The organism is Lysobacter sp. TAF61 (assembly GCF_052113485.1).
In the GTDB taxonomy this organism is placed as follows: domain Bacteria; phylum Pseudomonadota; class Gammaproteobacteria; order Xanthomonadales; family Xanthomonadaceae; genus Lysobacter_J.
On sequence record NZ_JBFRDH010000002.1, the window covers coordinates 138,071 to 152,117 of the forward strand.

Here is a 14,047-nt window from a genome sequence, read left to right on the forward strand (position 1 = left end):
TGCAGGCATGAACGGCTGGACGCGCTGGCTACCGGGACTGCAGGTCATCCGCGATTACCAGGCGGCCTGGCTGCCGCGCGACATCATGGCCGGACTGGTGCTGACCACGATGCTGGTCCCGGTCGGCATCGCCTATGCCGTGGCCTCGGGCGTGCCGGGCATCTACGGCCTCTACGCCACCATCGTGCCGTTGCTTGCCTATGCGCTGTTTGGGCCGAGCCGCATCCTGGTGCTGGGGCCTGACTCTTCCCTGGCCGCGGTGATTCTCGCCGTCGTGCTGCCCCTGTCCGGCGGCGACGCCGCACGTGCCGTGATCATCGCCAGCCTCATGGCGGTGGTGTCAGGGCTGGTGTGCATCCTGATCGGCGTGTTGCGGCTGGGCTTCGTCACCGAGCTGCTGTCCAAGCCGATCCGCTACGGCTACATGAACGGCATCGCTTTCACCGTGCTGATCAGCCAGCTGCCCAAGTTGTTTGGTTTTTCGATCGAGGGCCATGGACCGCTGCGCGACCTGGTGCAGATCGCGCAGGCAATCGCCGATGGCAAGCCCAACTGGACCGCGTTCGCGGTCGGCGCCGCCACGCTGGTGGTGATCCTGCTGCTCAAACCGTGGAAGCGGATTCCCGGTCTGCTGATCGCGGTGGTCGCGGCCACCGTGGTGGTCGGTGCGTTCGGCCTGGACGTCAGCGCCGGCGTGAAGGTGCTCGGGCCGCTGCCGCAGGGTCTGCCGATGTTCGTGCTGCCGCTGATCGAACCGGCCCATCTGGCGCAGATAGCCATTGGCGGCTGCGCCGTGGCAATGGTGGCATTCGCCGATACCAGCGTGCTGTCGCGCACCTATGCGGCAAAGACCGGCGTCAACGTCGATCCGAACCAGGAAATGATCGGCCTGGGTGCGGCGAACCTGGCGGCGGGGTTGTTCCAGGGATTCCCGGTCAGCAGCAGTTCCTCGCGCACGCCGGTGGCCGAAGCCGCCGGTGCACAGACCCAGCTCACCGGTGTGGTCGGTGCACTGGCCGTCGCCCTGCTCCTGCTGGTCGCGCCGAACCTGCTGCAACACCTGCCAAGCAGCGCGCTGGCGGCCGTGGTGATCGCCGCGGCGATCGGCTTGTTCGAATTCCAGGACCTGCATCGCATCTTCCGCATCCAGCCATGGGAGTTCTGGCTGTCGATCGCCTGCTTCGTCGGCGTCGCGGTGTGGGGCGTGATACCGGGCATCGGCATCGCCATCGGCATCGCCGTGCTCGAGTTCCTCTGGGACGGCTGGCGCCCGCACCACGCCGTGATGGGACGGGTGGCGGGCATCCGCGGTTTCCATGACATCAGCCGCTACCCGCAGGCGCGCCTCGTCCCGGGCCTGGTGCTGTTCCGCTGGGATGCGCCACTGTTCTTCGCCAATGCCGAGCTGTTCCACCAGCGCGTGCTCGACGCCATCGCAAAGTCACCCACGCCGGTGCAGCGGATCGTGATCGCCGCCGAACCGGTGACCAGCATCGACGTGACATCGGCCGACATGCTGGCGGGGATGGAGACGGCCCTGCGCGAGTCCGGCATCGAGATGCGCTTCGCCGAGATGAAGGACCCGGTCAAGGACAAGCTCAAGCGCTTCGAGATCCTCGAGCGCTTCGGCACGCCGTACCCCACCATCGGTTCCGCGGTGGATGCCTACGTCGAGGAACACAAGGTGGAATGGAAGCCGTGATGCGGCTTGCACACGCGCATCACTGCGTGCGTTCGGGCAACTTCCAGTCCGGCCGGATGAAATGGCAGGTGTATCCCTCGGGATAGCGCTCCAGGTAGTCCTGGTGCTCCGGCTCAGCCTCCCAGAACGGACCCGCCGGGGCAATCTCGGTGGTGACTTTGCCGGGCCACAGGCCCGATGCGTCGACATCGGCGACGGTGTTCTCGGCCACGCGCTTCTGCGAATCGCTCGTGTAGTAGATGGCCGAGCGATAGCTGGCGCCGACGTCGTTGCCCTGGCGGTTCTTCGTGGTCGGATCGTGGATCTGGAAGAACAGCTCCAGGATCTGGCGATAGCTGATCACGGCCGGGTCGAACACCATCTCGATGGCTTCGGCGTGCGAACCGTGGTTGCGATAGGTGGCGTTGGGCACATCGCCGCCGGTGTAGCCCACGCGCGTGGACACCACGCCGGGATAGCGCCGCAGCAGGTCCTGCATGCCCCAGAAGCAGCCGCCGGCAAGGATGGCGGTCTCGGTTGCAGTGGTCATTCCGGTCATCTCCACAGTGGCCTGGTCGGACGCGGACATCGCGCCGCCAGGTGGTTGCTAGATGTGGGCCGCGGGCGGTGGTTCAAGGCGGGAGCGGCCAATTCGGCACCGTTTCGGGCCGCTGCCGCCCTAGAGGTCGTAGGACAGCAGGTCGTAGCCGGTGGCCGCGCGCACCACGCGCTGGTGGACGAACGAGCCGCTGCCGCCGTTGGTCAGCACCACGATGCCGCGCCGCCGCTGTGCGTCGCCCACCGCGAAGTTCTTGAAGATGCCGCCGTTGCTGCCCGAGTGGTAGAAGACCGGGCCGTCGCGGGTCGGCTCCATGTTCCAGCCCAGGCCCTTCTGCGTCCAGCGACCGGGCAGGTTGATCTGCGGCGTGAGCATGGCCTGGCGCGTGCTCTCGGTGATCTCCCATGGCGCGCGTTGCCTGCGCGCCATCATCAGCGTCAAGAACGTCGCGTAGTCCTGCACGGTGGTGCGAAGGCTCGCCGCCGCGTTGGCGAGAATGTCGCCGGGCCACGTGACCAGTCCGGACGGTGCGAGCGCCATCACTTCGGGCAGCGCACGTTCGGCGTCTTCGTACTTCCATGCGGACAGCGGCTTGCCCCAGCGGTCGGCGACCCGCTGGGCGATGCTCCACTGCTCGCGGAACATCTGCGGCGGCATCCCTGCTTCGGTCTGATCGTGCGCGCGATGGCCGTAGACCGAGCGCGCGGCAAGATCCGCATTCCAGGTGTAGCTGCTGTCGTTCATGCCGGCCGGGGCGAACAGGTGCGTGCGCATCGAGTCGTCCAGGCTTTGGCCGGTGATCGACTCCACCGCCAGCTGCAGCCAGAAGATCGCCTCGCCGGAATAGTCGATGCGGGTGCCGGGCTTGACCATTGGCACCAGCTTCTCCGTCGCTGGCGTCGTGCGCCAGTTCGGCAGGCCGGTGGTGTGGCGCAGGACATCGCGCGGCGTGATCAGATCGATCCACGGATGGTCGGCCAGGTAGGCGGGACGCCGGTACTGCACCAGCGGGCGATCCAGATCAATCAGGCGCTGGTCGACGAGCTGCATGACCAGATAGGCGAACACCGGCTTGCTCAGCGAAGCGTCCTCGAACACCGTGCGCGCATCCACGGGCGCGCGGGTCTTCGCATTGGTCACGCCGAAGCCGCGGCTCCAGGCCAACGCGCCGTCTTCGACCACGGCAATGCCCACCCCGGGGACGGCGAACGCCTGCATGATCCGCGGCAGCTCGGCGAGAAATGCGTCGTCGGGAATCCAGGCGCTGTCCGCGGTCTTGCACGGAGCAGCGATCGCGAGACTGGAAGGCAGGACGCCGACGGCACCGAGCGCGGCAGCGTGGGCGATGAAGCGACGGCGGTCTGGATCAGGTCGGGTCGGCATTGCCGCATTGGATACGTAGACGGCCGTTGCGGCAAGAGGGCGCGGGGTCTATCCCTCGAAGCGCGTTGTCCTTTCGCGATCGCGCTCGTAGTGCCTGGCGAGCGGGAATCGCGGCAGCCAGGACTCGCGGCGGATGGTCCAGCTTTCGTAGGTCGGCACGAGCTGATCAGGGGCGTCCAGCGAGCCCAGATTCACTTCGACTTCGTCGCCGGAGCGGCCGAAGACGGTGGAGCCGCAACGGGGGCAGAAGTGCCGGCCGGCGTACTCGCGCGTTTCACCCTCTAACGAAACTGCGTCCTGGGGGAAGATTGCGGACGCATGGAAGAGCGCCCCGTGGTGTTTGCGACAGTCGAGGCAGTGGCAAAGGCCTACTCGGTACGGGAGGCCCGACGCTACAAGTCGGACGTCGCCGCAGAGGCAACCGCCGGTGAAGTGCTGCATGGTGTGCCTCCTCTGAATCAAGGATGCTCGATTTCTGGCCCGAACCGGGTTGGTCGCATGTAGCGCCGCATCAACGCCAGAGCCGCGCCGAAGGTGATGATGAGCGAGGGTACGATCCATCGCCAAAGCCCCGAGAACATCCCGGGCCCGTGCAGGATGCTGTCGTAGTAGCTGCGATCAAGGAGCGCATAACCGTGCGGTACGAACACGGTGATGATGGGCGTTGGAACCGGTGCGGCAACCAGCGCGAAAGCCAGGGCGAGCGCCGTGATGGCCCAGCGGGAACGGATCGACCGGCGCCGCATCAAGCGGGCTGCGACAAAGAAGACCAGCAGGATGGGAGCGGCCAGGATCGCCCACAGGGGCAGCAGCACCATGAGCATTGTCAGCATGTGCAGCAGTTCCTCCATGGCCACCTGACGCTTGAATCAAGCCGAACCGCATATCGGTCCCGAACCAAGTGGATCTGCTTGCATCTTGCCGCGAAGCCTGGCGAGCAGCAAATTCCAGGCTCTGCCTGAAGCGATGATTCCGGGCGGGACGACCGCTCGCGCCGGAAGGCGCTGACCTGCCTGCGGTACCGACCGCTTGCGGCCACAAGCTGGATGTCAGCACCAACAAGGTCTGGCTGTGGGGACGTTCAGTTCTTCCTGCTTCCTTCCTGCAATGACTGCAGCGCCTTTTCCACGCTGAGCGATCCGGAGACCTGGCTGGGCGGGTAGTCTTTGAACGTGGACAGGAACTTGGCCATGATGACTGTGGCAGGCATCATGACCCACAGTTTTTCGCCCCACCACTGACCGTAGGACGTCGATTCGGTCTGGTACCGCTCCCAAGGATCGACGCGCAGGTTGGTCACGAGCGGAACGTTGGTCGAATCCTCCTTGCCGCTGAACAGGTTGCCGACGATGGTCTTGAAGGTGACCTTCCACTGGTTGTAACGCACTGCCATGAGGTCGGCATTGTCGCTGAAGTAGAAGAATTCCCGGCGCGGGCCCTCGGTGGCCTTGCCCTCGAAGAATGGCTTGAAGTTGTAACCGTCGAGATGGTTCTTGAAAGTCTTCTCGCCCGCCTTGTAGCCGGTGAGCAGTTTCTCCTTCAGATCCGGTTCGCCCGCTGCCGCAACAAGGGTAGGCATCCAGTCTTCGGCCGACATGATGTCGTTGATGATGACGCCCGGTTGAATGACGCCAGGCCACCTCGCAAGCATGGGCACCCTGAAACCACCTTCGTACACCGTGCCTTTTTCGCCGCGGAACGGATGGTTGCCGCCATCGGGCCAGCTGAAGATCTCGGCGCCGTTGTCGCTGGTGAACAGGACGACCGTGTTGTCGGCGATCCCCAGCTCGTCCAGCTTGGCGAGCAACTCACCCACTACCCAGTCCAGCTCGGCCATCGCGTCGGCAAACAAACCAAAGCCGGTCTTGCCGTCCCATTTCTTGGACAGATGCGTCCAGGAGTGGCACCGCGTGGAGTTGTGCCAGAGGAAAAACGGTTGTCCTGCCTTCACCGAGCGGTCGATGAAATCGCACGAGCGCTTCACCAGATCCGCATCGACATCTTCCATGCTCACCTTGGCAGCGGGATCCATACCCGGATGCGGCGGCAATGGGCCGGCGTCCGCAATCTTCTGCTTGCCGACGCGACCCCAGCGCGAATCCTCCGTCGGATCATCGACATCGGTTGCCACGCTGTGGATGACGTTGCGCGGGCCGAACATTGCGCGGAATTTCTTGTCCTTCGGATACTCCGCGTCGTAGGGTTCTTCCATCGCATTGAGGTGATAGAGGATCCCGTGGAACTCGTCGAAGCCGTGGACCGTCGGCAGATACTCGTTCCTGTCGCCAAGGTGGTTCTTGCCGATCTGTGCCGTCGCGTATCCCAACGGCTTGAGGAATTCCGCGATCGTCGGATCGGAATCCTGCAAGCCCTGCTTCGCCGCAGGCAGGCCGACCTTCAACAGCCCGGTCCGGAACGGCGTCTGCCCCGTGATGAACGCCGCGCGTCCCGCAGTACAGGATTGTTGACCGTAGTAATCGGTGAACAGCGCGCCCTCGCGTGCTAGCCGATCGATGTTCGGCGTGCTGCCGCCCATCATGCCGCGATGGTAGGCACTGATGTTCCAGATGCCCACATCATCAGCCATGATCATGATGAAATTGGGCTTGTTTGAGGCGGCCATCGGATGCTCCGATTCGCGGCGAACGCTCCGCACTTGCCTTCATCATATTGAGTGACCTGTTGGCGTGAGGTCACTCCTTCTTCACAGCCGGTAACGAACGAGTGTGCGATCGGATTCTGAGGTCGTGAACGCGCGCTATGGGTTGCGGTTTCAAGCGGTCGTGGTGACCGCGCCTCAAGGGACCACACTCTGAATGCTCGCCTGCGGAGTCGGCCACACATCGCAGTGCCTTTCCCGCGTCAAATTGCGGCCCAACTTGCTGGACGTTCCTCATAGTTTGGCCATTCCGGCCAGATTATGGTTGAACGCACGCTGCGGTCGACGTCGACGCAATGAACTGGTGGGCCCACCAGGATTCGAACCTGGAACCAAGGGATTATGAGTCCCCTGCTCTAACCGTTGAGCTATAGGCCCGAGGGCTGCGCATCTTACCAGCCCACGGATTCCGCCAGCCCGGCGGTGGGCAACCCCCCGTCCCGCCTCAGCGCCCAGCCGACATCGAGTACGGCCGCTCCGCCGCCCCGGTCGCCCAGGCCTTGTCGGGCTGCGCCTGCATCGTGAAGTGCAGTTCTCCGCCGGCCATGATCTCCTCGTGGCGAAGGAACGCCCGCTCCAGCGGCTTGCCATTGAGCATCGCCCGACCGATATACGGGTGCGCCGCGTCAAGCCCTTCGGCCACCACCGTGAAGCGCTTGCCATTGGGCAGGTTGAGGCTGGCGCGCGGCAGGAACGGCCGGCCGATGATGTACTCGTTGCTGCCCGGCGCGACCGGATAGAACCCCAGCGCGGTAAACACATACCAGGCCGACATCTGCCCAAGGTCGTCGTTGCCCGCCAGGCCATCCGGCCGCGGCGCGTACTGCGTGGCCATGATCTGCCCCAGGCGCTCCTGGGTGCGCCACGGCTGGCCGGCGTACGCATACAGGTAGGCCACGTGGTGGCTCGGCTCGTTGCCGTGCGCGTACCAGCCGATCAGCCCGGTGATGTCTTCCATGTGCTCGAAGATCTTCGGGTCGACCTTGGCGTCGAACACCGCGTCTAGCCGCGCGACCAGCTTGTCCTCGCCACCGTGCGCGGCAGCCAGGCCGGCGACGTCCTGCGGCACGTACCACGAGTACTGCCAGGCGTTGCCTTCGGTGTAGTCGCTGCCGTAGCCGCTGGCGGTGGCGTCGAAGGGTTCGCGGAAGCTGCCGTCGCGCTTGCGTGCGCGCATGAAGCCGGTCTTCTCGTCGAAGGCGTGGCGCCAGTTGCCGGCGCGCTTGCCGAACTGCGCGGCGATGTCCTTGTTGCCCATCGATTCGGCCACGCGCGCGATGGTCCAGTCGTCGAAGGCGTACTCGAGCGTCTTCGAAGCGGCCTCGCCTTCCTCGTCTATCGGCACGTAGCCCAGCTGCATGTACTGGGCGATGCCGTCGTAAGGGCCGTAGCTGGCGCTGTCCACCATCGCCTTCAGCGCCTTGCTGGTGTCGTAGCCGCGAATGCCCTTCATGTAGGCATCGGCGATCACCGGCACGGCGTGGTAGCCGATCATGCACCACGTCTCCTGGCCGTGGAACGCCCACACCGGCAGCACGCCGTAAGGGCTGTGTTCGTACGATGCGAGCAGCGAGTTGACGAAGTCGTTGTTGCGTTGCTCCGGCTGCACCAGCGTCAGCAGCGGATGCAGCGCGCGGTAGGTGTCCCACAGCGAGAACGTCGAGTAATGGGTGAAGCCCTTGGCCTGGTGCACGGCGTTGTCGGGGCCGCGGTAGCGGCCGTCGCTGTCCATGAACAGACTCGGGCCCATCAGCGTGTGGTACAGCGCAGTGTAGAAGCTGCGGCGCTGCGGCTCGGGTGCGTCGATGTCGATCGCGCCCAGCGCCTGCATCCACTGCACCTTGGCGGCGGCGCGCACGCCGTCGAAGTCGAAGCCGGGCACTTCCGCGTCCAGGTTGGCGATGGCGCTGTCCTCGCTCACCGGCGAGATCGCCACCTTCACCACCATCGACTTGCCCGCGGCGCCGTCGAAGTCGAACGCGCCGACCAGCTGCCGGCCTTCGATCTGCGCCCGCTGGCGCGGGTCGTTCTCGCCCGGCGGCGGGAAGCCCTTGTAGACGATGTCCTGCTCGGTGTCGTTGAACTGGTGGCCGCTGACCGGCTGCGAGAAGCGCATCGCGAAGTACAGCTGCCGGCCCGGCGCCCAGCCGCGGGTTTCGCGGAAGCCGGTGACGGTGCCGTCGGCACGCAGGCGCATGCGCGACCACTGCACCTTGCCCGGGTAGTCGTACATGCTGGTGCGCAGGTCGACCAGCACATGCGCCGGCTTGCCCTTCGGGAACTGATAACGGTGCACGCCGACGCGCGGGCTGGCGGTCAGTTCGGCACGGATCGCGTAGTCCTTCAGCGTCACGGCGTAGTAGCCGGGCTGGGCGACTTCGTCGTCGTGGCTGAAGCGCGACATGTAGCCGCTGCCGGGCTTGCCCGCTTCACCGCGCTCGAGCTTCACCTCACCCGCGATCGGCATCACCAGCACGTCGCCGAGGTCGGAATGGCCAGTGCCGGAGAAGTGCGTGTGCGAGAAGCCGGTGATGGTGCTGTCGTCGTAACGGTAGCCGGCGGCCCAGCCGTAGCCTTCCTTGCGCGACTTGATCTGGGTGTCCGGGCTGAGCTGGACCATGCCGAACGGGACCACGGCGCCCGGGAAGGTGTGGCCTTCGCCGCCGGTGCCGATGAAAGGATCGACCGAGGCATACGCGCGTGCGGCCGCGGCGTCAGTCTTCGGCGCCGGCGCGGCGACGGCCATCCCGGCCAGCGCCCAGGTGCACAGCGCGGACAGCAGGAACAGGCGGCGCGGCGCGGAAGGTGTGGCGGTCGTGAGGGCAAGGCGGGGCATCGTTCGCTCCTGGTCCGGGGCCGGGCCGGACATGAATTTGGATCGTTCTAAACCGCGGCAACCTAGCACGCGGTCGCCGCCAGTTCATGCTGCGGTGCAGAATGCGCCGTCTGCCCCGGGGGCGCAGGATGCGCAGAATTTAGAACGATCCAAATCCGCTGCCCATGCCCTCCGGACACCCGCGATGACCGCCCCCGCCCGCACCCGTGCCCGGGTGACCCTGGCCGACATCGCCGACGCCTGCGACCTGTCGCGGGCGACGATTTCGCTGGTGCTGCGCGGTAGCCCGCTGGTCAACGCCGAGACGCGGGCACGGGTGGAAGCCGAGCTCAAGCGCCAGCGCTACGTCTATCACCGCGGCGCGGCCAACCTGCGCCGCAACGTGTCCTCGACCGTGGCGCTGGTGATCAACGACCTGTCCAACCCGTTCTTCGCCGAGTTCGCCGCCGGCGTTGACGAGGCCCTGGCTGCGGCCGGCTACGTCACCCTGCTCGGCAGCACCGGCGAATCGGCCGAACGCCAGCAGGCGGTGCTCGCCTCGCTGCTTGAACACGACCCGGCCGGCATCATCCTGTCACCTGCCGAAGGCAGCGACGGCGCTCGCCTGCGCGGACTGCTCGGCGTGCACACACCGACGCTGGTGTTCAACCGCGAGCTCGGCGTGGAATGGGACTTCCTTTCGCTCGACAACGTGCGCGGTGCGCGCATGGCGACCGAACACCTGTTGTCGCTGGGCCATCGCCGCATCGCCTTCTTCGGCGGCCATCAGGATTCCAGCTCGTGCCACCAGCGCCGCGAGGGCTATCGCGAAGCGCTCGTCGCCGCGGGCATCACGCCCGAGCCGCAATGGCTGGTCGAATGCGCGCCGACGCGACTGGAGGCGGCACGACAGACCGGCGCCTTGTTCGTGCGCGACCCCGCGCCGACCGCCGCCGTCTGCTACAACGACGCGGTCGCACTGGGCCTCATGGCCGGGCTGGCCACGCGCGGCCGCCGCGCCGGACACGATTTCGCCGTCACCGGTTTCGACGACATCCCCGAAGCCGCGGTAAGCGCGCCGCCGTTGACCACCATCGCCGTCGATCCGCGCGCACGCGGTCGCCAGGCGGCGGAACTCATCCTGCAACGCCTGCGCGACCCGTCCACGCCCGCCACCGCCACCATCGCCCCCGTGCAGCTGAAGCTGCGCGCGAGCAGCCTGACCACTTCCCTGGAGGACGACGCATGAGTCATCGCAACCTGTCCTCGACCGCCACTGGCGGTGCGCAGCCATGAGTACCGTCGCAGGACGCACCGCAGTCGTCTGCTTCGGCGAGGCGCTGATCGACTTCCTCGCGGTTCCGGCCGTGGCCGGGCAGCCGCGCCATTTCGCCGAGTACGCCGGCGGTGCCCCGGCCAACGTCGCCGCGGCGGTCGCGCGGCTGGGCGGAAATGCGCGCTTCGTTGGCATGCTCGGCGCCGACATGTTCGGCGAGTTCCTGATGTCGCAGCTCCGCGCGATGGGCGTGGACACGCGTTTCACCGCGCACACATCGGCGGCGCGCACGGCGCTGGCATTCGTGTCGCTCGATGCCGAAGGCGAGCGCAGCTTCAGTTTCTACCGCCCGCCCGCCGCCGACCTGCTGTTCCGCGAGGAGCATTTCGACCCGGCCTGCTTCGAAGATGCAGCCGTGCTGCACGTCTGCTCCAACAGCCTGACCGAGCCCGACATCGCAGCGACCACGCTGGCCGGCATGCGCCTTGCGCGCGAATCCGGCGCGCTGGTCAGCATGGACCTCAACCTGCGTCCGTCACTGTGGCCGGAGGGCGTCGATCCGGCGCCGCGGCTGTGGGATGCGCTGGCCACCGCCGACCTGATCAAGCTGTGCCGCAGCGAAGCCGAATTCCTGATCCGCCGCGCCGGCGACGAGGGCGCCATGCTCCGCCGCCTCTGGCAGGGCCACGCCCGATGCGTGCTGGTCACCGACGGCGCCCAGCCGGTGCGCTGGTTCACGCGCGGCGCCGAGGGCGTGGCGCCGACATTCGCGGTCACCGCCACCGACACCACCGCCGCCGGCGACGCCTTCGTTGGCGCGCTGCTGCACCGGCTGGTCGAACGCGGCGCCGGCATGGAGCAGCTGGGCACGCTGCTCGACGACCGCGTCGCCCTGGCCGACGCATTGCGCCACGCCGCCGCCGGTGGCGCCCTGGCGACCACGCGCCACGGCGCGTTCGCCGCCATGCCCGGCCGCGACGACCTCGATCAACTCCTTCGACCCAAGACTGCGACCGACTCATGAGCCGCATCCCCCCAGCCACTCCGGACTTCCGCAGCCAGGCATTCCTGCGCGCGCACATCGCCGAGACGATGGCGTTCTATCACCCGCGCGCTATCGACCCAGCCGGTGGCTTCTTCCACTACTTCCGCGACGATGGCAGCGTGTACGACAGCGCGCACCGGCACCTGGTGAGCAGCACGCGCTTCGTCTTCAACTACGCGATGGCAGCGCGCGAGTTCGGCAATCCCGAATACCTCGACGCCGCACGCCATGGCCTGCGCTACCTGCGCGAGGTCCATCGCGACCCGCGCAGCGGCGGCTATGCCTGGACGGTGCGCGATGGCGTCGCCGAGGACCGCACCAACCACTGCTACGGCGTCGCCTTCGTGCTGCTGGCCTATTCCACCGCGCTCAAGGCCGGCATCACCGGGGTCGCGCCGTGGATGGACGAGACCTGGGAGCTGTTGGAGGCCCGCTACTGGGAGCCGGCGCACGGCCTGTACCGCGACGAGGCCGACGCCGACTGGAACTTCTCCGGCTACCGCGGCCAGAACGCCAACATGCACATGTGCGAGGCGATGATCGCCGCGTTCGAGGCCAGCGCGCAGCCGCGCTACCTCGAGCGCGCGCTGATGCTGGCCGACCACATGACGCGCCGCCAGGCCGCGCACGCCGGCGGACTGGTCTGGGAGCACTACGACCGCGACTGGAACATCGACTGGAACTACCACCGCGACGATCCCAGGCACCTGTTCCGCCCCTGGGGTTTCCAGCCCGGCCACCAGACCGAATGGAGCAAGCTGCTGTCGACACTCGACGGGCACCTTCGCGAGCGCGGTGTCGTGGTCGAGTGGCTGCGCGAGCGTGCGGCGCACCTGTTCGACGTTGCGGTTGCCGCGTCATGGGATGCGCGCAACGGCGGTCTGTTCTACGGCTTCGCGCCCGATGCCGGCTATCCGGTCTGCGACGACGACAAGTACTTCTGGGTGCAGGCCGAATCGATCGCCGCCGCCGCGCGCCTTGCGCAGGCCAGCGGCGACGATCGCTACTGGAACTGGTACCAGCGCCTGTGGGACTACGCGTGGCGCTTCTTCATCGACCACGACCACGGCGCCTGGTACCGCATCCTCGATCGCAACAACCGCAAGTACAGCGACGAGAAGAGTCCTGCCGGAAAGACCGACTACCACACCATGGGCGCGTGCTACGACGTGCTCCACCTGTTGCGCGCGCACGCGCCGGAGACCGTTGCCTGATGAACCTTCGTCCCCTGTTGCTCAGCGTGCTGCTGTTCCCCACGGCCGGCGTCGCGGCTACTGCCTCCCCGAAGAAACCCGCGACGCCGCCCGTACTCACCCAGGAGCAGGCCACGCAGAGTGCCGAACGGGTCAAGGCCGAGTTCCTGCACGCCTGGCGCGGCTACCGCGAGCATGCGTGGGGCCATGACGCACTCAAGCCGCTGAGCAACGGGTCGCATGACTGGTACGGCCAGTCGTTGGTGATGACGCCAGTCGACGCGCTCGACACGATGATCCTGATGGGCCTGGACGACGAAGCCCGCGATGCGCGCGAGCTGATCGCCACGCAGCTGTCGTTCGACCGCGACATCGACGTCAAGCATTTCGAAATCGTGATCCGCCTGCTGGGTGGCCTGCTCTCGGGCTACCAGCTCAGCGGCGACGAGCGCCTGCTCAGGCAGGCCGAGGACCTGGGCAAACGCCTGCTGCCCGCGTTCGACTCGCCGACCGGCCTGCCCTACGTCTACGTCAACCTGCGCACCGGCAAGGCTCACGGCACCGACAGCAATCCGGCCGAGGCCGGCACCCTGCTGCTCGAGTACGGCACGCTCAGCAAGCTCACCGGCAACCCGGTCTATTACAACAAGGCCAAGCGCGCCCTCGTCGCCACCTACGAACGTCGCTCCAAGATCGGCCTGGTCGGCGAGCGCTTCGACGTCGAGACCGGCAAGTGGACGCAGACGCGCAGCCACGTCGGCGCGCGCATCGACTCCTACTACGAGTACCTGTGGAAGTGCTGGAAGCTGTTCGGCGACCGCGACTGCCTGGCGATGTGGAAGACCAGCATCGCCGCCGCCAACCGCTACTACCCGGAAGAGGTCGACGGCGCGCTGTGGGTCGGCCACGTCGACATGAACACCGGCAAGCGCGTGGGCAGCCTGTACGGCGCACTCGACGCGTTCTATCCGGGCCTGCTTGCCTACTCGGGCGATGTCGATCGCGCGCGCCGCCTGCAGGCGTCGTCGTTCGCGATGTGGCGCGTGCACGGCATCGAGCCGGAGGAGTACGACTACCGCAAGGGCGTGGTGACGTACCCGCAGTATCCGCTGCGGCCGGAGATCATCGAGTCGGCCTGGTACCTGCACCGCCTGACCGGCGACAGGCAATACCAGGCGATGGGCCAGGAGATGTTCGAGGACTTCGTCCGCTACACCCGCACCGACTCGGGCTTCGCCTCGCTCAAGAGCGTGGTGACGAAGGAGAAGGAGGACGACATGGAGAGCTTCGTGATGGCCGAGACCTTCAAGTACTTCTACCTGCTGTTCGCGCCGGCGAAGACGCTGGATCCGGACCAGGTCGTCCTGAACACCGAGGCGCATCCGCTGCGAAAGACGTGGAAGTAGGCCCCTCACGCTGCTGACACAACGCTGACA

The 14,047-nt window shown here is 66.7% G+C and carries 11 protein-coding genes and 1 tRNA gene; 5 read left to right on the forward strand and 7 right to left on the reverse strand.

What is annotated here, in order from left to right; translation table 11 throughout:
- The first annotated feature begins 7 nt into the window (after nt 1-7).
- The gene (locus AB4Y64_RS05095) at nt 8-1,702 is read left to right on the forward strand and encodes a SulP family inorganic anion transporter (protein ID WP_441815364.1); all 1,695 of its coding nucleotides are present in this window, start codon (nt 8-10) and stop codon (nt 1,700-1,702) included.
- A 19-nt stretch (nt 1,703-1,721) separates the two neighbouring features.
- On the opposite strand, the gene msrA is transcribed toward AB4Y64_RS05095, so the two are convergent.
- From msrA to AB4Y64_RS05130, 7 genes are all read right to left on the reverse strand, one after another.
- On the reverse strand, nt 1,722-2,231 hold the full coding sequence (gene msrA, locus AB4Y64_RS05100) for a peptide-methionine (S)-S-oxide reductase MsrA (RefSeq protein ID WP_441815365.1): 510 nt from the start codon (nt 2,229-2,231) through the stop codon (nt 1,722-1,724).
- Nucleotides 2,232-2,360: 129 nt separating this feature from the next.
- The gene (locus AB4Y64_RS05105) at nt 2,361-3,623 is read right to left on the reverse strand and encodes a serine hydrolase domain-containing protein (RefSeq protein ID WP_441815366.1); all 1,263 of its coding nucleotides are present in this window, start codon (nt 3,621-3,623) and stop codon (nt 2,361-2,363) included.
- Between the two features lie 48 nt (nt 3,624-3,671).
- Complete coding sequence (locus AB4Y64_RS05110; RefSeq protein ID WP_441815367.1) at nt 3,672-4,064, reverse strand: GFA family protein; 393 nt, start codon at nt 4,062-4,064, stop codon at nt 3,672-3,674.
- 17 nt (nt 4,065-4,081) lie between these two features.
- Entirely contained in the window at nt 4,082-4,474 is a 393-nt protein-coding gene (locus AB4Y64_RS05115; protein ID WP_441815368.1) for a hypothetical protein, read from the reverse strand.
- A 230-nt stretch (nt 4,475-4,704) separates the two neighbouring features.
- A complete protein-coding gene (locus AB4Y64_RS05120) occupies nt 4,705-6,246 on the reverse strand; it encodes an arylsulfatase (RefSeq protein WP_441815369.1) in 1,542 nt (513 codons plus the stop codon).
- 338 nt (nt 6,247-6,584) lie between these two features.
- Nucleotides 6,585-6,660 (reverse strand) — tRNA-Ile (locus AB4Y64_RS05125).
- Nucleotides 6,661-6,727: 67 nt separating this feature from the next.
- Nucleotides 6,728-9,118, reverse strand: coding sequence for a GH92 family glycosyl hydrolase (locus tag AB4Y64_RS05130; protein WP_441815370.1), 2,391 nt, complete (start codon nt 9,116-9,118; stop codon nt 6,728-6,730).
- Between the two features lie 184 nt (nt 9,119-9,302).
- On the opposite strand from AB4Y64_RS05130, the gene AB4Y64_RS05135 reads away from it, so the two are divergent.
- From AB4Y64_RS05135 to AB4Y64_RS05150, 4 genes are read left to right on the forward strand one after another with little or no spacing between them, the layout of a single operon-like run.
- Entirely contained in the window at nt 9,303-10,346 is a 1,044-nt protein-coding gene (locus AB4Y64_RS05135; protein WP_441815371.1) for a LacI family DNA-binding transcriptional regulator, read from the forward strand.
- Nucleotides 10,347-10,389: 43 nt separating this feature from the next.
- Nucleotides 10,390-11,397, forward strand: a complete 1,008-nt coding sequence (locus tag AB4Y64_RS05140) for a carbohydrate kinase family protein (RefSeq protein ID WP_441815372.1) — start codon at nt 10,390-10,392, stop codon at nt 11,395-11,397.
- Nucleotides 11,394-12,632 carry an AGE family epimerase/isomerase gene (locus AB4Y64_RS05145; RefSeq protein ID WP_441815373.1) on the forward strand — a complete coding sequence of 413 codons (1,239 nt, stop codon included), beginning with the start codon at nt 11,394-11,396 and terminating at the stop codon, nt 12,630-12,632. Before AB4Y64_RS05140 ends, AB4Y64_RS05145 begins: the two co-directional genes overlap by 4 nt.
- Nucleotides 12,632-14,017, forward strand: a complete 1,386-nt coding sequence (locus AB4Y64_RS05150) for a glycoside hydrolase family 47 protein (RefSeq protein WP_441815374.1) — start codon at nt 12,632-12,634, stop codon at nt 14,015-14,017. Before AB4Y64_RS05145 ends, AB4Y64_RS05150 begins: the two co-directional genes overlap by 1 nt.
- Nucleotides 14,018-14,047: the final 30 nt, after the last annotated feature.